Origin of the sequence: Novipirellula herctigrandis (assembly GCA_007859835.1) — a bacterium.
Lineage (GTDB): Bacteria > Planctomycetota > Planctomycetia > Pirellulales > Pirellulaceae > Novipirellula_A > Novipirellula_A herctigrandis.
Map to the genome: position 1 here is coordinate 376,486 of SJPJ01000002.1, position 20,834 is coordinate 397,319.

The following is a 20,834-nucleotide window of genomic DNA, read 5'->3' on the forward strand; positions in this document are numbered from 1 at the left end:
TCACTTTAAATCCTTCAATACATCGGAGGTCGGTTTAGGTGGGATTGCTTCGAGCGGACTATCAGACCGGGCGAAAAACATCAAATGCTGCCAAGGTAGCTTATTGCACTCGCGGACCAGTTTGAAGTGGTTTTGTTCATACTCTTTAATAATTTGCGATTTCGACATTCTGTGAAGTGGCTTTATCGGCACGGTCGGGTCTTCTTCGCGATATTCCAACAGAGCGATCACGCCGGTGGGTTTGAGCGCGCGGTGGATATGCCAAAGCATGGATTCAGGGTGTGAAAACTCATGATAAACGTCGACCATCAATACCAAATCGACTTCGTTCTTCGGCAAATTGGGATCATTGATTTTGCCCAGCACGGCTTGGATATTCTGCATTCGTTCACGACCTGCCCGAGCGCGAAGTTTCTGCAGCATCTCCGGTTGAATATCCACGGCCAACACCGAACCGGTTTCACCAACAGCCTTTGCCATCGGTAGCGTCCAGTAACCGTTACCGCAACCAAGATCACAAACCGTCATCCCTTGGGTCAGACCAAGTTGAGTAAACGACTCCGACGCGTTTTCTTCTTGGTCTCGGTTTGCGCGAACCAGCCAAGGTGCACCGGCATGTGACATGTACTGGGCGACGATCCGGCCAAGATAGACTCGCCGAGCATTTTCTTTTGGCGGTGCCGATTCAACGGATTCAATTCCTGCGGGTGCATCAAGAACCGAGGGGACTTCTTGAGCCAACCCTAATGACGCCGTCAAAACGAGCCACAGCAGCAGCGTCGAGAAAGCCGCTGTGAAAGGGGATCGCCCCAAAACACTGGACGCACGTTCGCAAGGAAATCCACCACGCCGCTTGAAGCTATTCTGCTTCGCGCGGAACCAACTCAAACTCGGGTTCGAAGGCGTCGCCGAAATCATAAACGTCATCAAAGTCCTCTCGGCGATCGGTTTCGCTTTTTCGCATTTGTTCGATACGAATAAGATTGTATACCAAATCCCCGAAGTCGCTCGTCGACCGTATCCCCCAATTGCCCAAAACCATCTTTGCCAAGAACCCGTATTGGTCGGTCGCATAGCGTCGACATGCTTCGCAAAGCTGTTGCCCCGTCACATGTTTCGGCCCTGTTTGCCCTTTTCGGATCGATTCAGCCAAGTCATTCTCCCCATCAATGTCAAAGTTTTCGTGGGCAAAATGCAGTGCTTCACGAATAAACTGGTAAGCCTCGATCCGGTACCGTGGATCTTCCACCAAGAGATCGCGAATTGCTTGAAGGGGAGTCGGCATGCTTCGCTCGTTGACTAACAATTGATAAGAGTGCACCAAAAAATCTGCTGAACCTGCATCACATGCAAAAGCGAAAAATAGCCTTTTGAGGCCCTGTCGGCTTTTGGCCCTGACGCGTAGGTCTCGTACATTCTGACCAACTTTACCCAAAAAAACAATTCACCCGCAAAAACTTTGCCTGGATGGAAGAAACGAGTGATAAGGGGGCTGGTAACGTGGCCCAGGGCAAGCAAACCATGAGCAAAAAAGAAAAAAGCTAGCTGAGCGACACCAGAGGTCATGGGGCAAATCACGTCAAGAGCCGCCCAGCTAACAGTGTTAGTAAAACTAATCAGACAACTATTTACAATCCCATTTTCGGCGATTGGAAACGGTTTCAAGAACAAAAAATTGAAATTTCAATATACATGCTTTGGAGATCGCCGGTCCTCGGTTATCAGCATCAGCATGGCGCACACCTCCACGCCGGTGGCACTTTGCCCTCACCAAAATCACCACATTGAGCATAGCAACCTCACGTGGTTTCATAATCGGTCAGCGAGTTCGGTGGCAACGCAACACGAAGCGCGTTGACGACCGCAAACACGTCAATGACTTCTTGCGTGATCGCACCGGCCACTGGCGGCAAATAACCCGCTGCTGCGACAAACATCGCAATGATACTAATGGCCATTCCACCAACCGCGCTCTGCAAAGCGATGGTGCGCATGCGCTGGCTAATGTGCATCAACTCATCCACTTTTTGTAGTGACGAATCGAGGACAACGGCACCGGCGGCTTCGGTCGTGACATCACTGTTTTGACCAAATGCGATGCCAACGGTCGCAGCCATCAACGCCGGTGCGTCATTGATTCCATCGCCAACAAAAAGCGTGTCTGCCAACCCGGTTTCCTTGCGAACAATCTCAAGCTTCTCTTCGGGATTCTTCTCTGCATAAATCTCACTGACACCGACTTTCTCAGCCAAGTAACGCACTTCGGATTCACGATCTCCGGAGAGCAACATCACTCGCTTGACCTTATGCCTGGGGCCGAGATGTCGCACGAACGACGCACCTTCTTTTCGAGGAGCATCGCGGAACGCATAGGTTGCTGCATAAGATCCATCAATCAATACGACGCACTCAAGCCCTGACGATGGCGGTGGCAATTGATCAACCAGCTGGGGATGCTCTTTCGCGATTGCTTTTCGGTGAGTGATGCGAACGGACTTTCCATGGACCACACCGCGAAGCCCTTGGCCTGGCTTCTCACTAATCTCCGACGTTTCCAAGATGGCCGCTTTGCGTTCTTTGCCCGCATCGAGAATCGCTTCGCTAAGCGGATGTTTTGAATATCGTTCAACACTTGTGACCAAGGACAGAACTTCGTTTTCATCCACGCCGGGTGGACAAAACATTTGAGTCAATTTGGGCTCACCGTAAGTCAGGGTTCCCGTTTTATCAAAGATCACTGTACGGCATCCGCCTAACTTCTCGAGTACCGAGGGGTCGCGAATGACGACCGCACGTTTGGCTGCTAACGAAATCGAACCGATGATCGCTACCGGAATCGCAATCAATAACGGGCACGGCGTCGCAACGACCAAAACCGCCAAAAAGCGAATCGCTTCGCCGCTGAAAAACCATGCGGCAAGGGCAACCGAAACTGCGATAGGCGTGTAAAAAGCACCAAGCTGGTCACCGAGCCTGCGAATACGAGGTCGTTGTTGTTGAGACGACTGCATGACCTTCATAATTTGGGCATAACGCGAATCAACCGCTAACTTATCTGCCAGGATCGTCAGCGCGGAATCACCGTTAATTGCCCCGGAAATCACGGTCGCACCAGGCGTTTTGGACATCATATACGGTTCGCCCGTCAAGTAAGATTCGTCCATGACCCCATGGCCGTCGACGACGGTACCATCGATCGGACAGACTTCGTGGGGAAACACGAGCAAACAGTCGCCGATCGCGATCTCGTCGAGCGCCACATCCTCGATGTTTGAATTGGTTTTTCGGTGAGCGACCGAGGGCATCCGCTTGGATAGAGCCTGCAGCACCGAAGAGGCACTCTTCACCGCGTAGCCTTCAAGCGCCTCGCCTCCCGACAGCATTAACACAACCAGTGTGCCGGCAAGGTACTCGCCTAGGATCACCGCAGTGACAATCGAGATACCGGCGAGAAGATCGGACCCAAATTCGCCTCGAACTAGCTTAACGAGCAATTCCCAAACCAATGGAATCCCACCCAAGACCAAGGCAACATACAACGGCAAGTTCACCACGGTTTGCGACGGAACTACCGAAAACCGCAATACCAGGTGGACAATGATCGCAATGACCGCAAGAAGGGCGATCACCAGTTGCATACGATTTTGATTCGTTTCCATTTACATCCATTAACCGTTTTCAATGGTCCAATGAACGGCCTCGCGAGTAAGAGCAGCCATGTCATCGAGTTCTAGCTTTTCTTTGATCCGAGCACGATAGGTCTCGATCGTCTTTGTACTCAATTGCATCTCACCGGCAATATCGGCCGTCTTGAGTCCTCGTCCAATTAAAGCAAACGTTTGCAGCTCACGATCCGATAACGCATCAACCGGCGCTTTGCCGAGCGGGCTACGTCCCATCACGACACGATTGAGCATTTTTGCCGACATCGCCTCGCTCAAGAAAATATCACCTTTGAGTATCCGCCGAATCGCATCAATGATCACTCCTGTGACGTTTTCTTTATTGATGTATCCCATCGCACCGGCCCGTACAGCTCGCTCGGCGTACAGAGAGTCTTCGTACATCGACCAAACCAGCATACGCGTGCTTAAGTTTGCCGATTTGACCTTCTTGATCAATTCAATTCCATTGCCGGTTTTGAGTGACACGTCGATAATTGCGATATCCGGCAATTTCAATTGGATCAACTCAAATGCCTCATCCACGTCGGCCGCTTCACCAACGACCCGGAGGTCAGCTTCAAGTTCGATCCGCGTCATCAACCCATCACGAGTGGAGGGATGATCATCGACAATTACAATTGTAGTCATCACAAAAAGCCTTTGGTCCTACCGGTTATTTTCGCGAGCAAGCGTACAAGACACTTCCGTGCCGCCACCCGTCGCAGGTCGTATTCGCAATTCGGCTCCGGCAATTCCCGCGCGATATCCCATGATTCGGAGCCCCATACCATGGCTTTGCTGTGGATTCTCGACGATACCAACGCCATCGTCGATCACCCTTAAACGAGGACAATTATTCTCAATTAACAATACTACCTCGATTCGTTTCGCTTTGCCATGTTTGACCGCATTGGTCGTCGCTTCCTGAGCAATACGAAATACCTGGGTTGCCACTTGGTTGTCAGCTAGCAAAACCGGTTCGTTGCATTCGAACGAGCAATCGATGTTGTATAGGTCCGTTATTTGTTCACACATCAACGACAACGCCGACATCAATCCTGCTGCATCCACATCAACCGGGTACATTCCACGAGCCAACACGCGGACTTGGCCCAGGGTTTGCTTAAGACCAGCATCCAGTTTCTTGGCAAACCGCAATTCGGGGGCGGCTTCCCTTCGTGACATCGCCGTAACCAACGTATCGGCCACCATCGAAAGGCCGGTCAGTGCTTGGCCTATTCCGTCATGCAAATCGTTTCCAATCCGGCGACTCTCCTCGGCGGCGACATCAAGCACTTGTTTTTCGAGCGCTCGTCGCTCAGTGATATCGGTCGCAAGGAAATAGACACCACTAACTTGGCCCTGCTCATTTTGGTCCGGAATCAAAACAGCGGTAAACCAAAAATCGGTGCCATCATAGACACGGAATTTATCGACAAAGGAAACACGGTTCCCCGCCAGTGCCGTTTGGAGCGGTTCTTGGATCATTCGCAAATAGTCATCATTGCCTACCACGTCAATGATCGGTCGACCGAGCATCTGCTGGCGAGGCCGACCAAACACCTCCTCGTAACGTCGATTAACGAATTGACACCGGAGCTTCGTATCCACATAGCAAAATAGTTCCGGCACATTGTCGGCCAAGGTTCGGAATTTTTTCTCTTGCTTGACGAGTCGCTTGGTTGCCAAATCACGGAAGTAGTTGCGTTGCTTCTGTTCGTATAGCTCGCGTTCCTTCCGTTGCTGCTGCTGCTGCTCGCGTTCAACTTGCTGATTATAAGACGACACCCACTCGGCGAACGGCGGGTAATCAGACAACACACTTTCCACGTCCGGTTCGAGTTGCAGGTTATCATGCGTTTCGGTCCAAAAATGGGCGGTCCGAACAAACGATAGAAACAGAACCAATCTTTCGTACCAATCCGATCGAAAAGCATCGCGAAGCGCAATGCGGCAATCCAACGCAGAGGAATCACTGAGAAAAACCGAAGTCGAACAGGCAAACACACTTTCTTCGATAATGCTTCCGTTCCGAGGCCATTCCCCTAGTGGTTCGCCAACACCTCGGAGCACCTCGAGGTGACTCTGCAGTTCTTCCTGATCCAAAGCCGGGCGGTTGAGCATTTCAACCATCTCGAATACCGATATTCTTGCGCGGTTTTCGCCGTCGATATCGGCCCCCAAATGGGGATCGTCTCGAGTGACCAACCATGTCGCGTGTCGCGTAACGCAGTAGGGAACCTTGCAAAAGCGAGACAGATAAACAAACAATCGCTCTTTGAACCCGTCCGGTATCGGGTTGTCGAGATACGCGAATAGTGTCTGTTCCCACAGATTCGTAACGATCTCGGGCTGATTCTCTCCGACCTGGTAAAAAGATGGATAGATACCCAAACGACCCGCTATTTCGGATTCGAGTTGATCTCGCTTCGACATCTTTTCTGTGGTTATGGTGTTCGGATACGCAGGTCCATTAACGACGTATCAGAAGTATACTGATTTGCAATTTCGTTGACTGCACTGGGGACTTCGCGACAACCACCTCAGGAAATTCCCGATGCGACTCATAGCTGAGCACAGGAATCGGTTTCCAGTTCCGCATGCCCTTCCGCGGGTGCAAGTCGGGCGAATCGCTGGGTCGTGTATGTCGAAACGCGTATACGGGGTGACCACCGATCGGGATCCAAACCCGCTTTGAGTCGCAAATGGCGAAAGAACTCGACCGGATCCTGCAAGGTCTCCCAAACATCAGGAAGAAAAGTCGCCGAGTGATCTCCTAGCCGCAAAACGACGCCGTCGACACCCGGTTGAATGTGTCCGATCACATCACCGAACGTGCGTGTGATTAAATGCTTCAAGGGGCTAAGCACCGTGATTTGAATCGTCAACCGGGGGAACTCTTCCTGACGCACCGCCGCGAAACGTCCATTATTGAACGCCGCTCGACAGGCATTGTGACTGACATCCGTGACCAACGGGTCCGATGCATCAAGCGATCCAATGCAACCACGCAGTTGTTCGTTGACGTGAAGCGTCACATAAGAAGACTGGACGTGCCGCAAATCCTCTGAATATGCACTCAAATCCGGTTCCATGATCCGTCGAGTTTCGAGCCCAATTTCGATGCTATTGGCCGCAACATCCAGCAAAGTTTGCTGATCCAATTCGCTCAACTGACCTAGTTCCATTTTTTTTGGCATGATATTCCGATCGTCCTATTGATTGGCCCATTACTCGCTGAAAACGCACAGATGCGCCACCAACGCACACCGACGCACACCGAACATCCTATCGATTCGTACGTGTAAAGCGGATTCTGATCAGCCTACGATTATGGAAGGTGAAATGCAAATGCTATTCCCGCTAAATCACCCAACTGCAATTTAGGCAATTTGGGTCCCCTTTTTCGTTGCGGCCAGCGGTGCCGGTTGTTTTGATTATCGTCGAGAAACCGATTGTGAAGCATCGATAAAACCCGAGTGACTCGGCACATTTTAGCCTTCGACAAATGTTTCACTTATGAATTTAAACTCAATCGGTTGTCGATACGCCATTTTTCGCGTTGTGGCGTTTCACTCTATTGCGATGATGGTCGCGTGTGTTTTGCTCTCTAACCCTAAGGTGGCCTACGGGCAAAAGTCATCGCTGCGTGCCTTGATGGCGGCGCAAACACCAAATTCCGACGCCGAGAGGAAATCAGAACAGACCGATGTCGGCACCACAGACGAGCTGCTGGATCAGGCCCAAGCAGAAGAGAGCGAAACGACATCTCGAGATCGTCGACGTAGCGAACACTTGATGGCACTTCGCAAACCTGTCACCTCGATCACCGTCGCAACGCTTGATCCGGCAATGGAGACGCCAAAGAATCGGGCCGCAGAGCTCGAAACCGAAGCGTCAATTGTTATCCATTCCCTTGGGCTACCAGTTCCCGGTCCCGACCGCTACACGGTCGGTTTTTGTCATCAACCGCTGTATTTTGAGCAGAAGAATCTCGAACGCTGCGGGCGCAGTTACGGATTCTTTCAAAACGCGGTTTCCATGACCGAATTCATTGGTCGAACCGAATTGTGGCCGTATCATTTGGCTGCCGAGCCGATGGGTCGTTGCGTGCCAACCGCGGGCGAGTGCTTCACCTGCGAGTCCTTTTCCACGCCTAAAAACCCTTTTCCGCTCGATCCGCACGGGGTGCTTTTGCAATCCGCCGCTATCGCCGGATTCGTGATGCTTCTGCAATAGGAGATTACTTTAGGGCCGATTCATCGCCCAGACGAGCAGAACAATCAAGGCGATCGCAATCAGACTTAGCGCCGTAATTAACATAACGCCTTTGAAACTTTTTGCTCGCCGGCGACCACCAATGTTGTGATCACCATGCAGTGAGTCAGGTGCAACTCCGAGCGTTTGCGGTGTCGACGCCGAAAACTCATCGCTCTCCTTCGCCTCTTCCGATTCCGGCAATCGGCTTTTCAACTGTGGCAGCACTTCGATCGCTTCTCGCCACTGAGCCCATCCGTCTCGCCACACCAACGCTGTTGCTGCGACACGCCCTTCACCAATCCACTGCTGAAACACATCCTCGCTGGCCGGCCCATACTGGCCACCGCTCGGAGGCCGTACATACCAAGTTGACGAACCATCAAAAATCGCAGCAGGGAAACAATCGCCGTTGTCCGAGTCACTTTTTTGTGAGACATCACCTACAACCGCGGCTGGAATCGTCGCGGCACCTTGCGTTTCCCCTCGCCCGCTTTCATTGGGAACGGAGATGGCTTCCGTGAGCGGCTTGCGGATCGGTGATTCGACCGGCGTTTCGACTGACGCTTTGGCTGGTGATTCGACCGGTGATTCGACCGGTGATTCGACCGGTGATTCCACAGGCGATTCCGCAGGCGATTCCACAGGCGATTCGACTGGCGTTTTGGCTGGTGATTGAACCGGCACGCTCTGGCTGGCAATCCTCTCGACGGCAGGCGCCTGCTCTACCGGAAGCGACTGTTCACAGTCTTCCTCAGGAATTCGAAAACGCGACGAGCAAGCAGGACAAACGCCACGCTTGCCAGCCAATTCGTTCTTGATATTCAGTTTCTTGCCACATTCGTGACAGGCGAACCGAATGCCCATAGGATGCAGTGCCTTATACGCGGGAAAAGTCGATCGAAAAGGAACGGATGCGTCTTATCATAGTCAACTTTCCCACGGCGTACCGGGGGACTGGCAAGATTCACTCAACCGGCATTGGGCCCCTCAACCGGCATTGGGCCACTTCGAGCCTTCACCCGCCACCCCCCAACCGAAATGGAATCCTACCAAACAGGGTGAACCCAATCCTGAATTGGATGTTCGGACGTGGAGACGGCTGCGATCATATTGTCGATTGCGATTTCAATCGGACTAAAAGCTGATGATTACTACTCAGCCGGTTTGTGGTAAATTGGGCAATCGCTAGGACGTTGATCAGCATCGATGCCGAATCGTATTCATTAATCTTCGAGGCCGAACATGAAAGAAATATCGGATGTCTCGAATTTCGAGTCGTGGGCCAAGAAGTCACCGAAGCGAAAACCTGCGGCGATTCAAGATCTCGATTTGCGGCCCTATGCCAAACTAATCAAGAACAAGGAATTCCCGAATTCCATCTTTCTGTCGTGCGACATGGATGCCTCCGTTGCCGGGCACATCGTGCAAACCGGTGGCGTCGTGATTCCCGACCTGAAGGGCTTCAAGTTTCAGGTGCACCGAAAGTCGCTGTATTGCGTCGCAGAGCTATTTCACGGGTTCAATATGGACGATCCCAAAGGCTACGAAGCGACTTATGACTTCAAGGTTTACAAGCAATATTGCTGCCAAGGCAAATCACCAAAGACGATCAACACCAGCCTTGCTCGACGACTCCACGATCATTCAATCACCGATGCGCTCGAAGAAGAGTTGAAGGGAAAAAAGGTCGTCGCTGTGATGGGGGGACATGGCATGGAGCGACAAGATCCGTTTTATACCAAGGTTGCGAAAGTCTCTCGTTTATTGACACGGGCCGGATTTCTAATGGTCAGTGGTGGCGGACCAGGTGCGATGGAGGCGACGCATCTTGGTGCTTACTTTGCATCACGGGAAGAGAACGAACTTGATGTCGCAATCGAGATCATCAAGCAGCGACCTGCCGATGGAAAACCTGGGCAAGAATACGAAGATCAAGATTGGCTTCATCGTGCATGGCGAGTAATGGAAACATTTCCGATTCCAGATGGTACCGAACAGGATTGTAAGAGCATTGGGGTTCCGACTTGGCTTTACGGCCATGAACCACCAGCACCATTTGCGACCCATATCGCCAAGTATTTCGCAAACAGTGTGCGTGAAGATGGCCTTCTAGCTATCGCCAATCACGGTGTCATCTTTGCTCCTGGTAGCGCAGGAACAACTCAAGAAATCTTCCAAGACGCAACCCAGAACCATTACGCCAACCAAGGCGTCATTTCGCCGATGATTCTGTTCGGTGAGAAACATTGGACGGAAACCCGGCCTGTCTGGCCACTGCTTGTCAATGTAGCGAAGGGAAAAGCGTATGGCGAATTGATTGCACTCACCGACTTGGAAGACGAGATTGTCCGCAGGATCAAAATGTTTGCCCCTGAAATCTATACAAAAAAAGAACAGCCGAGATTTAAGTGTAAATGATCCCAAGCGATAATAATCGACAAGCCATTGCCTACTTGATGGCAGCAGATCCAATCATGAAAGACATCATCAACACGGTGGGTCCCTTTACACTGCGGCCGAATCGAGATCGTTTTGGAATGCTGGTCCGTTCGATAATTTCTCAACAAATCTCCACGGGCGCGGCACGATCGATTCGATTACGACTAGAAGAACTCGTAGGGAAAGATGGCCTGACCTCCGAAAACCTTGCCCGACATTCCGTCGACGAACTGCGTGTTGCGGGAGTATCGCCCCAAAAAGCAAAGTACTTGCTCGACCTAGCGGAAAAAGTAAGGAACGCAGACATCAGACTTCAACACATTGGTCGGTACTCTGATGAAAAAGTGATCGAGCAGTTGACCACGGTTAAAGGGATCGGAAAATGGACGGCTCAAATGTTTCTGATTTTTTCGCTGGGCCGCTTAAATGTGTTTCCACATGATGACCTCGGAGTACGAACAGCGATCCGCAACTGCTATGGTCTCGATGAATTACCCGACCAACAGACAAGCCACGCGATCGCCACGAAATGGCGACCTTATGCCTCGGTTGCAAGTTGGTACTGCTGGCGATCGCAAGAGCACAACAAATACAAAACGGCAACAGCAAGCCGTTAACCGTCCAAACACTTCCAATGCTGGTATATACTTGATCTAGTTGATGCACAAAATCGCTGTAGCACTTCACCCACATACAACATGAATTTGCATGGCGAAGTGAGGATGCAGACAAACTCAAGGAGAAGCGATAATGGGGTTGTTCGATTTCCTTTTTGGCAACAGGAAACCCACAAACGTCCAAGTCTTGCTTGACCAAATTTGGATGACGACGGATGCCAAGTTTACTGGACTGATCAAAGAAGCAGAGGAACGCGCGAAATCCGAATCGGTCGCGATTCTGCTTGTTGCCCATTTTCCCGATGTGCTAGAACGACTCCACTTGCTCGCTAATGAGTGGACATCGGATGTGCCGTTGATTGCGGTGCTTGCAAGTAATCTAAACACCGATCTTGCTGCCAGCTTGAATGTAGACGAGACGGCAGTCATCGACATTATCGTCGGCGAACGACACCCATTGCCATCGGTTGATGAAAATCTCGTAACGTTCGCCAATGAGTTACCGTGCCGATGTCGGTTTTCACACCATGTCTCACTGGAAGACCCAGTCATAAACATTTTTGGGGGTGAAAGCATCAAGAATATGCTCGGCTCACTTGGGATGTCCGAGCACGAAGCCATCGAGAGCAAAATGATATCCCGTCGCATCAGAATGGCACAACAGAAAATCGAAGGAAAGACATCCAAGCGTCTTGATGCCGAAACCGCCGCCGAATGGCTCGAGAAGAATTGCCCAGAACTGTGAAACAGTTAACTCAAGCCAATCTTTTTGCAGATTCCGTTCCATCAACGGACAACTCGCCGATATTTGTATAGTTGTTTTCCAACTCTATCAACTTCAGTCGCATAATCACTATCCGTTTGGAATGATGTCTATTTGCAATTCCTCGCTCGAAGACGGACAATGGAAGTAGAGCGAAAACACCAAGGAAATGTCTCCGGTGATCGAAATCGATGAACAGCACCTACAAACACACCCAACAGTCACCTTTGTGTTTGCTACTCTACACGCTTGGCATCGTCTTCATGGTTCTCAGTTGGACGTTACGGAACGAACCGGTGATTGAGTGGATTTTCCCCTGCGTTGCAGCGTTGATTTTGCTCTTCGCAGCATCGTTTCATCATTTGACGGTCGAAGACGAGGGCGACGCGTTGTCGGTACGCTTTGGCCCTTTGCCGCTGTTTCATCGAACCATTCGGTATGCAGATATCGAAAGCGCCGAACCCGGTCGAACCACCATTCTTGACGGTTGGGGTATCCACATGAGCCTAAGTGGAGGTTGGGTTTGGAATCTCTGGGGGCGAGATTGTGTGGTGTTAAAATTGCGAAAAAGCTCGTTGCGTGTGGGGACGGACGATGTCACCAACCTAGCGAATTTCCTCACAACTCGACTGCAAAGCATCCATCGAAATCAACACTCCATCAAAAGCAACCATGAAAAACGTTGATCAACGCCTAGGACGCCGAGCGGTAATCCAAAACGGAACGCTTCTTTTGACCACCGCGACGTTTGCCCCTTCCATACTAATCGCCAATGAAACCCAATCGTCATTGAAGGTGGGGCTCATCACCGATTTGCATTACGCTGACAAGCCACCAGCAGGAACTCGCTACTATCGCGAAACGATTGGAAAGCTCGACGAAGCAGTGTCACAATTCGAACAGAACCCTCCATCCTTTATGGTCGAGCTAGGTGACCTGATTGACGCCGCCGATTCGGTTGAGACGGAGCAGCGGTATCTAAGGACGATTGATCAAAAATTTTCCGCGATCTGCAATGATCGTCACTATGTGCTGGGGAATCACTGCGTTGACACGCTCAAAAAGGAAGAGTTCCTTGGTGCTGTTGGACAGCAAAATTCGTACTACTCGTTTGACCGAGGCGGCTTTCACTTTGTCGTACTCGACTCCTGTTTTCGAAGCGATGGAAAACCGTATGGACGCAACAATTCGGTGTGGACCGATGCGAATGTCCCAGCGGCGGAATTGGAATGGTTGAAAGCCGACCTAAAATCAACCAATCATCGAGTGATTGTTTTTGCACACCAACGGCTTGATGTCAGCAGCAACCACGGAGTCAGAAATGCTGTGGCCGTTCGCCGAATTTTCGAGGGTTCCCAGAAAGTATCGGCGGTTTTCCAAGGGCACAGCCACCAAAACGACCTCAAAGACATCGGCGGGATTCACTATTGCACAATGGTCGCGATGGTCGAAGGTTCAGGACCCGATAACAATGGTTACTCGACCATAAATCTTGAAGCTAACGGAACGATTTCGGTTGAAGGATTTCGTAAACAAGCGAATTACCGCTGGGATTCATGACACCAAATCCTCCGATCATTCCAGTCATAATCATCAAAACCAATCGGAGTTGACTTGGCATGGCGGATCCGAACGGCGAATATCTTTTTGTCAATCTGAGTGCATCGCAGACGCGGCGACGCCTCAAAGGATTCGGCCACGGTGTTCGCAAGATTCAAAGTGCAGGGAAGAACCGAGCGATCATTATCCACACAGCTACGGGCGAGCATTTCAACGAATTAGAAAACCAATTTGGTGATGTCGGTTTCTCAACAGACGAAAAAGTTATCGGCGAGTCGGTTGAAAACGTCCGGAACATCGGAACCGAAAGTGCGGCGTGGTTGCGTGACGTTGGCATCAAGACCAGAGCTGAACTTGAAAACGCGGGCCCTATTTTGGCATATCAATTAGTGAAGCAACAACATCCATCGGCAAGCCTGAAACTGCTGTGGGCAATTGCCGCTGGCATACAAAATCGAGACTGGAGAGAGTTGACGAACGACGACCGACAGCGACTGCTCAAAGACCTTCCGTAGACCCTTTCCCCGAACACCTGCGACTCCATCCTTGCACATGAAAATGCAAGGCCACTTTCGGACGCATTCCCGTCCTACCGGCCATCTCAACGGAATCGGCCACGGGGTATCCGCTTCTACATATTGCTCACTTCGATCAATCATCCACTCGGCGATGTTGGCATGCCGTACGTGAAACTAATCGTGCTGGATTTGCACCGTCATCATGTATTGCGAAGGAGTCATGAAGGTGCATCCCTTGGACTTGAGGTAGTCGATAATCTTTACGAAACCTTGCCATCGCTCATCATCCCAACTCGCTGGATGTCCTTGGAGCGCCAAACACTTCTTGTCGTGCCCTACCTTCTCATAGGCAGTCTTGAATTTTTCGAAATCCGAAACGTGCGTCGGATTTTCAAGCGTGAAATGCCTTGAAAACACAACCTTGGAGGAATGATTTGGCCCATAGAACCACATCTTGATCTCAGGTATTTCGTCCAGCGCTTTAACAGTGCCCTCGTTCGTGCCACTCCAATGAGGACCAAAAACTTTTAGTTCGATGCCAAGCTTTTCTTTAGCAAGCGTCTGAGTCCTAACCAGACTGACCTTCTGCTCATCATACGCCCCCTCAAACTCACCGGCCTTGTCCGTGGACTTGCGATTCCGGTAGCCATGATTCCAGAACTCAATCTGGCCACCGTTGTGCAAATCCTTGATCCAGTTGAAGTAGGACTCGTTGTCTTCCTCCAAAGAATATCCAATGATCCCATACGACGCTTTGATGTTGGACTCTTTTAGAAAATCCGTGATCCGCTGCCACCTAGGAGACACCGGTAGCGCGTTGGATGACGACGCCGCAACTACGTCGTCCAATTTCAGCACAATGACCTGGGCAGCGCCATCCGCTACTTCATTACCATTTGCAATCCCCCCGAAAAATGCGATGGCAAAGACTACAACCGATACGTTTAATAGAAGAATACGTTTCGCGGTGCTATTGATGGTGTTCTTCACTGTGTTCTCTCAGTACGGTTTTGAATGAATCGATGTTAGCTCTCTAGAATATAGTCACTCGTCTCGTGGCGCACCCACCACCGCGATCGCTTCTCTCTCGCTATCACAAACACGATTGGAATCATGGTAATTCGTTGAATTGATACGCATCCATTTTGCGGCACCAAATTCTTTCGGCCGATTTTTTTCTGGTAAGCTAGGCAACACAAATTCCCTCTCTAGATGGAGATCGTGTCGATGAAGATTTTGCTACCGCTCCCAGTGCTCGCAACTCTAACGTTATTGGGAACTCTAACGGGCGTTGTGTCGGCTGCGGAGTCCGTTGACGAGTTGCCCACGCCTCCGGATGACAAATCATTAACGCTAAAATGGCACGATGAATTCGACGGCGACCAACTCGATGCAACCAAGTGGGAAGCACGACCCGATGGCAAACGGAAAGGGGGTTGGTGGAGTCCAAGAGCGATTTCATTGAACGGAGAAGGCCATCTTGCCATCACGACATTCTCGGACAATGGCAAACCCACTACCGGTTGCGTTTGGACCAAAGGTAAATTCGAGCATTCGTTCGGATACTACGTCGCACGAGTAAAATTCCAAAATCAGCCAGGGCACTGGTCTGCATTCTGGATCAATGGCAATGGTATTGGAACGGTTGGCGATGATGGCCGGGACGGCACGGAAATCGACATCATGGAAAAGCCATGGCTCGATGACCGAGTTCAACACACATTGCATTGGGATGGCTACGGCGATCACCACAAATCAAAAGGCAATGTCGTCAAGGTGCCTGACGTAATGAATGGCTGGCACACGTTCGGTTTGCTTTGGCTTCCTGAGGAATACATTTTCTACGTTGATGGAAAGGAAACATGGCGAACCAACGCAGGTGGCGTTTGCCAAGTACCCCAATACATGCTGCTGAGCGATGAAGTCGGATCATGGGGAGGGGACATCAGCGAGGCCAAACTGCCAGATCAATTTTTGGTGGATTACGTGCGTGTCTACGATCTGGTGGAAAAATGAAACTCGCAGTTCGATTTACGATCCTTGTCGTGACGCGTAGCAAAGGACATACAAATAGGACCCGACAATGAAATCGCATCGTTACTTAAAATTGAAGAAGATGGCGATTTGCATCGTGCTGGAGAAGAGATTCAGTACAACGTCAGCGACGGTGCACCTTCGACCGGGCATTGGAGTTTGGGACCGAACCATCGATCACGGAACACGGTTTGCCATCGACGGCGGCTCTGTTTTCAATCGCGTGTTCAATATGGCAGAACGACGGGGACTTAGTTTTCCCGATCAATAATCGGACATGCCATTGCTACATCAGGCAAGTCAAACCAGACACTTGCTAAGACGCAGAATCGATCATTTTTTTGGCGTCTTCAACCACGTGGCCACCGTGGCTTCCTCGGCCGTATCATATCCGGGTATGAACGGTTTAATGTCAAGAATGGGAGTTCCGTCAAACGCATCCGTCCTCTCAATCTCGATTACGTTTGCCTTGATGGAAACGATCTTGCAGAGTGTCAAGGCGATAAGGTTAGGTCGCGATGGGGAACGCGTTGCGAACACGCCCGTGAGCGGATTGTTGCGATTGCCCTGCGGGTGGACCTGCAGGACCGATCTCTTTTGGGGGTTGTCATTGTTACTGAACCACCAAAAAACTTGGATATGGGAATACTGGTCGAGTCCAAGCAAACCAGCTTGGTGCTTCTTATCAACAATGATACAAGTGCGATTATCTGCGTTATAAAAATGGCCAATGGGTTGAACCACAAACGATTGCACCGGCGAGCCAGAGGGCTCCTCTGCGTGACTTGCTGAAGAGGCGACTGCCGCCGTGACAATCAACGTAGCAAAGATCAAACGGAACGATTTCATCACTCTTCTCCGACTAGCGAAATGGGATTGGATTTGGGATTCAACTTTTCCGATCCCAAGTACGGAACTTGACATCGTTGCAGTCTTCCTGATGGCTAATTTGGGAGAGTCTATCGCTTGATCGGTCGAGCAAATAGATGCCGCTATATTCGCACTACCTCTAGCGTACAACTCATGGGGTCCCCGCTGACGAATACGGGTGAGAACCACAGTACATAAGACGTCTAGTGTATGGTCGATTGGCTGTCGTAAAGACGTCCCCCTACACTCAACACGATCGACTCTTTCATACACCCTCCTCTTAGAACACTGATGGATCTATTTCGGATGCCCGTCGCTGTCCTTGCCGTCGCTGTCCTTGCCGTCACTGTCCTTGCCGTCGCGCCGCAACGTCGCGTTCTTCACCTGAACCATGCAAAGCTCTGCACTGTGTCAACTGTGCACATGGCGTCCTTATTCGCACGCCCAACCTGACCATGATGTTGGCGTGCGAGTTCCCTGCTGAACAGAAAAAACGATGGTGAATGCAGGGTAGATATGGTGACGTGGATTGAAAGCCGCCGGATCCCGGTTCGGAACAGGATTTGCGACTTCGATGGTCGTGGTTTCTGATACCCCAAAGTTTCCGGAAAGATGGTCGTGAAAGACCAAGTACGTGTGTTTTGACTTCGCTATCGCGCTGGGTAGTAAGAGATGTTTCCCAAATGAGTTAGCTAGTCAGAGCTTATGGGAGATTTTTGATGACCCTGACCCAAAAAACCCGGTTTCTTAATTTGACCACCCCGCTCGGGGATGACGTTCTTTTACTGACTTCGTTCTTTGGCAACGAAGAGATGTCTCGGCTCTTCACTTATCAGCTCGAGATGATTTCAGACAACAACGCGATCGAAGCGGCAGACATTGTTGGAAAAAACTGCACATTCAGCGTTGAACGCGCCGACGAATCACGCCAATTTTTCAATGGTTGGGTGAGCCGGTTCGTTGCGGGCGACGAGGATGGTGAGGGGCGACGCGATTACCGTGCCGTCGTCGTACCGTGGCTATGGTTCCTAACGCGTACGGCGGACTGCCGAATCTTTCAAAACAAAACCATTCCCGACATCATCGAGCAAATCTTAGGCGACCTAGGCTTTAGTGACTATGAGCTTCAACTCTCGTTGGATCACAAGACATGGGAGTACTGCGTGCAATATCGTGAGACGGATTTCAACTTTGTATCACGATTGATGGAACAAGAAGGGATCTTCTATTTTTTCAAACATGAAGATGGCAAACACACGCTTGTAATGGCCGACCATAAAGGGGCATATCTCGATTGCCCCGAGAGCGAAGTAGATTTACCACTTACATCGAGCGGCATCGCCGTGACGGACCACCTCACGCGCTGGGAACATCAATACGAATTCCGGCCCGGCAAATGGACTCAAAACGATTTCGATTTCAAGAAACCTAAGACGAGTTTGATGACGAAAACCAACACCGTCATCGAAATCCCATCAGTCAGCAAGTACGAAATCTATGATTATCCGGGCGAGTATGTCGAAAAGAGTGACGGTGACACCGAAACACGAATCCGGATGGAGCAAGAGGAAACTTCTCATGATGTCGTACATGGTTCGAGCACATGTAGGACTTTCGCAACAGGGGCGAAGTTCAGTGTTGGGACTCATCATTCCCGAAGCGAGGAAGGACAGTCCTATGTAATCACGGCAATCCATCATGCGGCGACGGAACCCAAGCAGTATGAAACAAGGACCGGCGGATCCGACACCGACTATCGGAATTCATTCGCATGCGTCCCCGATTCCGTTGTCTTCCGACCGGCACGCATTACGCCCAGACCCGTGACATCCGGAGTCCAAACGGCAATCGTCGTTGGTCCAAAGGGCGAAGAAATCTACACTGACGAATATGGCCGCGTGAAGGTTCAATTCCACTGGGATCGGGAGGGAAAGAAAGACGAGAACAGTAGTTGCTGGATTCGCGTCGCTCAAAACTGGGCGGGCGATAAATGGGGAGTGCTGTTCAATCCCCGAATCGGCCAAGAGGTCGTTGTCGATTTTGTTCAAGGGGACCCCGACCGCCCATTGATCACAGGGCGTGTTTACAACGCCGAACAAATGCCACCGTACGAACTCCCCAGCGAGCAAACCAAGAGCACAATCAAGACACGCAGCTCCAAAAATGGCAGTCCCGACAACTTCAATGAGATTCGCTTCGAAGACAAGAAGGGCGAAGAAGAACTATACATTCACGCAGAGAAAGACCGCAACGGCATCGTCGAGAACAATCACACGCTTAACGTGGGCGTCGATCAGACAATTGAAATCGGGAACAATCAGAGTCTTAAAGTGGGTGGTCCAACCGCGCAAGAGGGAACTCAAAGTGTCGAAGTATGGAAGGACCAAAATACGACCATCAAGGCCGGTGATCGAAACGTAACGATCGAACTTGGAAACGACACGCTCAACCTCAAGATGGGAAATCGGACGACGAAATTAGATCTGGGAAAAATGGAAACCGAGGCGATGCAATCGATCGAACTGAAAGTTGGCGGAAGCAGCATCAAAATCGACCAGATGGGAGTGAAAGTCAAAGGCATGATAGTCGAAATCGACGGATCAATTATGACCAAGGTAAAAGGAACGTTAACCGATATTAAGGGAGAAGCAATGTTGAAGTTGAGTGGCGGAGTCACCATGATCAACTAATTCCAATCACATTTCGCGATCAACATCAACAAACGTATTCAACGCATTTCATCGCGAGTAAGACATGAACATTACACTCGAAGTTGTTCGGGGTCCTGGATCCGGCAGGAAGGTTTTCCTGCAATCTGGTGAGCAAACCATCGTTGGTCGCACGGACGCGTCGGACTATAGCTTTGCTGATAACGAGGAAATGTCAGGCCGTCATTTCGCAGTGGTCTGTAAATGGCCGCAGTGGTACGTGAAAGATTTGGGCAGCAGCAATGGCACGATGCTCAACGGCAAAACAATCACGCTCTCCGAGTTGAAACACGACGATCAAATCGTGGCTGGCCGAAACGTCTTTCATGTGATCCTCAGCGGACAAGATCAACGACTTCAAACTCACATGCCAGCGGAAGCACCGGCTGCTGCCGAAGTGGCGACTACGGCTTCCTCCGATGCGTCCGAGATGGAACCAATCGGCCCTGTTCGAGATGAACCAAGCGGATTCGTCGCTACCACATCCGAACCGATCTGCGAGCAGGTGAAGGAATTGAGCGAAGCGGCGGCAAATCTGGTTCAGCCCAAGCAGTCCCCCAAACAGTACCTCGCAGTACTCGAACAAAACGAATTATTCACTGATGCGATCCGGTTCCTGTCGACCGCGCTTCCCCGACGTGATGCCGTTGGTTGGGCTGCTGATTGTGTCGTTACCGCAAACAGCAGTAAACTTGCCGAAGCAGACGAACGAACCTTGAAAGTGATTCAAACCTGGGTGGCGGATCCGAACGAAACAAATCGACGTGCTGCGATGGACGCCGCCGAGACAGAGGAATTTTCAACACCTGCTAGTTGGGCTGCCGTGGGAGCGTTTTGGAGTGAAGGCAGCATGGGACCGCCGGAAGCACCGACGATTCCCCCCGCGCCACACTTGACGGCGCACGCCGTGGGTAGTTCCGTGATGATGTCAGCCGTAAAGAACGAACCGGAACGAGCGGCAGACAAATACCGCCAATTCATACAATTAGGAATCCAAAAGGGTGAGACCGCTCGCGAGTAATCGACTTTTTTTCCAAAGGAACTGACAAACGAGCTCTTTTGAATCCGCTTAAAAATGGGAGCCGGATAATGGGAATGCCAGCCGCACGCGTCGGGGACATGCATGTATGTCCAATGGTTACCGGAGTGGTTCCACACGTCGGCGGTCCGATCTTGCCACCCGGGGGTATTCCCGTTCTGATTGGCGGAATGCCCGCAGCTCGGGTCGGGGACATGGCGACTTGTGTCGGGCCACCAGACGTCATCGCGCTAGGATCATTCGCTGTTCTCATTGGCGGTCAGCCGGCTGCGCGGATGCTTGACTTGACAGCCCATGGTGGGACGATTGTCACCGGCCACCCTACAACATTGATCGGTTGACTTGGTTAATCTGCCAGAGT

Annotated in this window: 22 protein-coding genes; 12 read left to right on the forward strand and 10 right to left on the reverse strand. The window is 51.0% G+C overall.

Features of this window, described 5'->3' with window-relative positions; translation table 11 throughout:
- From CA13_RS32225 to amrA, 7 genes are all read right to left on the reverse strand, one after another.
- Positions 1-927, reverse strand: a complete 927-nt coding sequence (locus CA13_RS32225) for a class I SAM-dependent methyltransferase (protein WP_419195247.1) — start codon at positions 925-927, stop codon at positions 1-3.
- Positions 860-1,285 carry a Minf_1886 family protein gene (locus tag CA13_RS32230; protein ID WP_146404214.1) on the reverse strand — a complete coding sequence of 142 codons (426 nt, stop codon included), beginning with the start codon at positions 1,283-1,285 and terminating at the stop codon, positions 860-862. Before CA13_RS32230 ends, CA13_RS32225 begins: the two co-directional genes overlap by 68 nt.
- A gap of 14 nt (positions 1,286-1,299) precedes the next feature.
- Positions 1,300-1,566, reverse strand: a complete 267-nt coding sequence (locus tag CA13_RS32235) for a hypothetical protein (protein WP_419195248.1) — start codon at positions 1,564-1,566, stop codon at positions 1,300-1,302.
- A 233-nt stretch (positions 1,567-1,799) separates the two neighbouring features.
- Positions 1,800-3,659 (reverse strand): heavy metal translocating P-type ATPase, encoded by a 1,860-nt coding sequence (locus CA13_RS32240; RefSeq protein WP_146404216.1) that lies wholly within the window; start codon positions 3,657-3,659, stop codon positions 1,800-1,802.
- Between the two features lie 9 nt (positions 3,660-3,668).
- A complete protein-coding gene (locus CA13_RS32245; protein ID WP_146404217.1) occupies positions 3,669-4,313 on the reverse strand; it encodes a response regulator transcription factor in 645 nt (214 codons plus the stop codon).
- Positions 4,314-4,331: 18 nt separating this feature from the next.
- Positions 4,332-6,101, reverse strand: coding sequence for a PAS domain-containing sensor histidine kinase (locus tag CA13_RS32250; protein ID WP_146404218.1), 1,770 nt, complete (start codon positions 6,099-6,101; stop codon positions 4,332-4,334).
- 128 nt (positions 6,102-6,229) lie between these two features.
- A complete protein-coding gene (gene amrA, locus CA13_RS32255) occupies positions 6,230-6,865 on the reverse strand; it encodes an AmmeMemoRadiSam system protein A (RefSeq protein WP_146404219.1) in 636 nt (211 codons plus the stop codon).
- 319 nt (positions 6,866-7,184) lie between these two features.
- Here amrA and CA13_RS32260 point away from each other — a divergent pair, with 319 nt between their 5' ends.
- On the forward strand, positions 7,185-7,904 hold the full coding sequence (locus CA13_RS32260) for a hypothetical protein (protein WP_146404220.1): 720 nt from the start codon (positions 7,185-7,187) through the stop codon (positions 7,902-7,904).
- 9 nt (positions 7,905-7,913) lie between these two features.
- Here the strand turns inward: CA13_RS32260 and CA13_RS32265 are convergent, their stop codons facing one another.
- A complete protein-coding gene (locus CA13_RS32265; protein ID WP_146404221.1) occupies positions 7,914-8,789 on the reverse strand; it encodes a DUF4339 domain-containing protein in 876 nt (291 codons plus the stop codon).
- Between the two features lie 378 nt (positions 8,790-9,167).
- On the opposite strand from CA13_RS32265, the gene CA13_RS32270 reads away from it, so the two are divergent.
- The 6 genes from CA13_RS32270 to CA13_RS32295 all read left to right on the forward strand — a co-directional run bounded on the left by CA13_RS32270 (position 9,168) and on the right by CA13_RS32295 (position 13,819).
- On the forward strand, positions 9,168-10,343 hold the full coding sequence (locus CA13_RS32270; protein ID WP_146404222.1) for an LOG family protein: 1,176 nt from the start codon (positions 9,168-9,170) through the stop codon (positions 10,341-10,343).
- Positions 10,340-10,981, forward strand: a complete 642-nt coding sequence (locus tag CA13_RS32275; RefSeq protein ID WP_146404223.1) for a DNA-3-methyladenine glycosylase family protein — start codon at positions 10,340-10,342, stop codon at positions 10,979-10,981. The genes CA13_RS32270 and CA13_RS32275 overlap by 4 nt, the downstream gene beginning before the upstream one ends.
- A gap of 133 nt (positions 10,982-11,114) precedes the next feature.
- Positions 11,115-11,726, forward strand: a complete 612-nt coding sequence (locus CA13_RS32280; protein ID WP_146404224.1) for a preprotein translocase subunit SecA — start codon at positions 11,115-11,117, stop codon at positions 11,724-11,726.
- 209 nt (positions 11,727-11,935) lie between these two features.
- Positions 11,936-12,430: a hypothetical protein gene (locus CA13_RS32285; protein ID WP_146404225.1), complete on the forward strand. Its 495-nt coding sequence runs from the start codon at positions 11,936-11,938 to the stop codon at positions 12,428-12,430.
- Complete coding sequence (locus tag CA13_RS32290; RefSeq protein WP_146404226.1) at positions 12,417-13,304, forward strand: metallophosphoesterase family protein; 888 nt, start codon at positions 12,417-12,419, stop codon at positions 13,302-13,304. The genes CA13_RS32285 and CA13_RS32290 overlap by 14 nt, the downstream gene beginning before the upstream one ends.
- A 59-nt stretch (positions 13,305-13,363) precedes the next feature.
- Positions 13,364-13,819, forward strand: a complete 456-nt coding sequence (locus tag CA13_RS32295; protein ID WP_146404227.1) for a TfoX/Sxy family DNA transformation protein — start codon at positions 13,364-13,366, stop codon at positions 13,817-13,819.
- A 177-nt stretch (positions 13,820-13,996) separates the two neighbouring features.
- On the opposite strand, the gene CA13_RS32300 is transcribed toward CA13_RS32295, so the two are convergent.
- Positions 13,997-14,812 (reverse strand): polysaccharide deacetylase family protein, encoded by an 816-nt coding sequence (locus CA13_RS32300; RefSeq protein ID WP_146404228.1) that lies wholly within the window; start codon positions 14,810-14,812, stop codon positions 13,997-13,999.
- A gap of 237 nt (positions 14,813-15,049) precedes the next feature.
- Here CA13_RS32300 and CA13_RS32305 point away from each other — a divergent pair, with 237 nt between their 5' ends.
- Together CA13_RS32305 and CA13_RS32310 are read left to right on the forward strand one after the other, a co-directional pair.
- Positions 15,050-15,838 (forward strand): glycoside hydrolase family 16 protein, encoded by a 789-nt coding sequence (locus CA13_RS32305; protein ID WP_419195249.1) that lies wholly within the window; start codon positions 15,050-15,052, stop codon positions 15,836-15,838.
- 67 nt (positions 15,839-15,905) lie between these two features.
- Positions 15,906-16,127 carry a hypothetical protein gene (locus tag CA13_RS32310; RefSeq protein WP_146404230.1) on the forward strand — a complete coding sequence of 74 codons (222 nt, stop codon included), beginning with the start codon at positions 15,906-15,908 and terminating at the stop codon, positions 16,125-16,127.
- A 62-nt stretch (positions 16,128-16,189) separates the two neighbouring features.
- Here CA13_RS32310 and tsaA read toward each other — a convergent pair whose 3' ends face one another.
- Complete coding sequence (gene tsaA, locus CA13_RS32315) at positions 16,190-16,705, reverse strand: tRNA (N6-threonylcarbamoyladenosine(37)-N6)-methyltransferase TrmO (protein ID WP_419195250.1); 516 nt, start codon at positions 16,703-16,705, stop codon at positions 16,190-16,192.
- A 740-nt stretch (positions 16,706-17,445) separates the two neighbouring features.
- Between tsaA and CA13_RS32320 the strand changes: the two genes are divergently transcribed.
- From CA13_RS32320 to CA13_RS32330, 3 genes are all read left to right on the forward strand, one after another.
- Entirely contained in the window at positions 17,446-19,416 is a 1,971-nt protein-coding gene (locus tag CA13_RS32320; RefSeq protein ID WP_146404232.1) for a type VI secretion system Vgr family protein, read from the forward strand.
- 64 nt (positions 19,417-19,480) lie between these two features.
- Positions 19,481-20,455, forward strand: a complete 975-nt coding sequence (locus CA13_RS32325; protein WP_146404233.1) for an FHA domain-containing protein — start codon at positions 19,481-19,483, stop codon at positions 20,453-20,455.
- Positions 20,456-20,529: 74 nt separating this feature from the next.
- Positions 20,530-20,814, forward strand: coding sequence for a PAAR domain-containing protein (locus tag CA13_RS32330; protein WP_473087521.1), 285 nt, complete (start codon positions 20,530-20,532; stop codon positions 20,812-20,814).
- The last annotated feature ends 20 nt before the right edge of the window (positions 20,815-20,834 follow it).

What these genes read in the sequence shown, in the direction of transcription:
- CA13_RS32225 (WP_419195247.1), bottom strand. Translation starts at nt 927, where the DNA reads ATGACGTTTATGATTTCGGCGACGCCTTCGAACCCGAGTTTGAGTTGG.
- CA13_RS32230 (WP_146404214.1), bottom strand. Translation starts at nt 1,285, where the DNA reads ATGCCGACTCCCCTTCAAGCAATTCGCGATCTCTTGGTGGAAGATCCA.
- CA13_RS32235 (WP_419195248.1), bottom strand. Translation starts at nt 1,566, where the DNA reads ATGACCTCTGGTGTCGCTCAGCTAGCTTTTTTCTTTTTTGCTCATGGT.
- CA13_RS32240 (WP_146404216.1), bottom strand. Translation starts at nt 3,659, where the DNA reads ATGGAAACGAATCAAAATCGTATGCAACTGGTGATCGCCCTTCTTGCG.
- CA13_RS32245 (WP_146404217.1), bottom strand. Translation starts at nt 4,313, where the DNA reads ATGACTACAATTGTAATTGTCGATGATCATCCCTCCACTCGTGATGGG.
- CA13_RS32250 (WP_146404218.1), bottom strand. Translation starts at nt 6,101, where the DNA reads ATGTCGAAGCGAGATCAACTCGAATCCGAAATAGCGGGTCGTTTGGGT.
- amrA (WP_146404219.1), bottom strand. Translation starts at nt 6,865, where the DNA reads ATGCCAAAAAAAATGGAACTAGGTCAGTTGAGCGAATTGGATCAGCAA.
- CA13_RS32260 (WP_146404220.1), top strand. Translation starts at nt 7,185, where the DNA reads ATGAATTTAAACTCAATCGGTTGTCGATACGCCATTTTTCGCGTTGTG.
- CA13_RS32265 (WP_146404221.1), bottom strand. Translation starts at nt 8,789, where the DNA reads ATGGGCATTCGGTTCGCCTGTCACGAATGTGGCAAGAAACTGAATATC.
- CA13_RS32270 (WP_146404222.1), top strand. Translation starts at nt 9,168, where the DNA reads ATGAAAGAAATATCGGATGTCTCGAATTTCGAGTCGTGGGCCAAGAAG.
- CA13_RS32275 (WP_146404223.1), top strand. Translation starts at nt 10,340, where the DNA reads ATGATCCCAAGCGATAATAATCGACAAGCCATTGCCTACTTGATGGCA.
- CA13_RS32280 (WP_146404224.1), top strand. Translation starts at nt 11,115, where the DNA reads ATGGGGTTGTTCGATTTCCTTTTTGGCAACAGGAAACCCACAAACGTC.
- CA13_RS32285 (WP_146404225.1), top strand. Translation starts at nt 11,936, where the DNA reads ATGAACAGCACCTACAAACACACCCAACAGTCACCTTTGTGTTTGCTA.
- CA13_RS32290 (WP_146404226.1), top strand. Translation starts at nt 12,417, where the DNA reads ATGAAAAACGTTGATCAACGCCTAGGACGCCGAGCGGTAATCCAAAAC.
- CA13_RS32295 (WP_146404227.1), top strand. Translation starts at nt 13,364, where the DNA reads ATGGCGGATCCGAACGGCGAATATCTTTTTGTCAATCTGAGTGCATCG.
- CA13_RS32305 (WP_419195249.1), top strand. Translation starts at nt 15,050, where the DNA reads ATGAAGATTTTGCTACCGCTCCCAGTGCTCGCAACTCTAACGTTATTG.
- CA13_RS32310 (WP_146404230.1), top strand. Translation starts at nt 15,906, where the DNA reads ATGAAATCGCATCGTTACTTAAAATTGAAGAAGATGGCGATTTGCATC.
- tsaA (WP_419195250.1), bottom strand. Translation starts at nt 16,705, where the DNA reads ATGAAATCGTTCCGTTTGATCTTTGCTACGTTGATTGTCACGGCGGCA.
- CA13_RS32320 (WP_146404232.1), top strand. Translation starts at nt 17,446, where the DNA reads ATGACCCTGACCCAAAAAACCCGGTTTCTTAATTTGACCACCCCGCTC.
- CA13_RS32325 (WP_146404233.1), top strand. Translation starts at nt 19,481, where the DNA reads ATGAACATTACACTCGAAGTTGTTCGGGGTCCTGGATCCGGCAGGAAG.
- CA13_RS32330 (WP_473087521.1), top strand. Translation starts at nt 20,530, where the DNA reads ATGCCAGCCGCACGCGTCGGGGACATGCATGTATGTCCAATGGTTACC.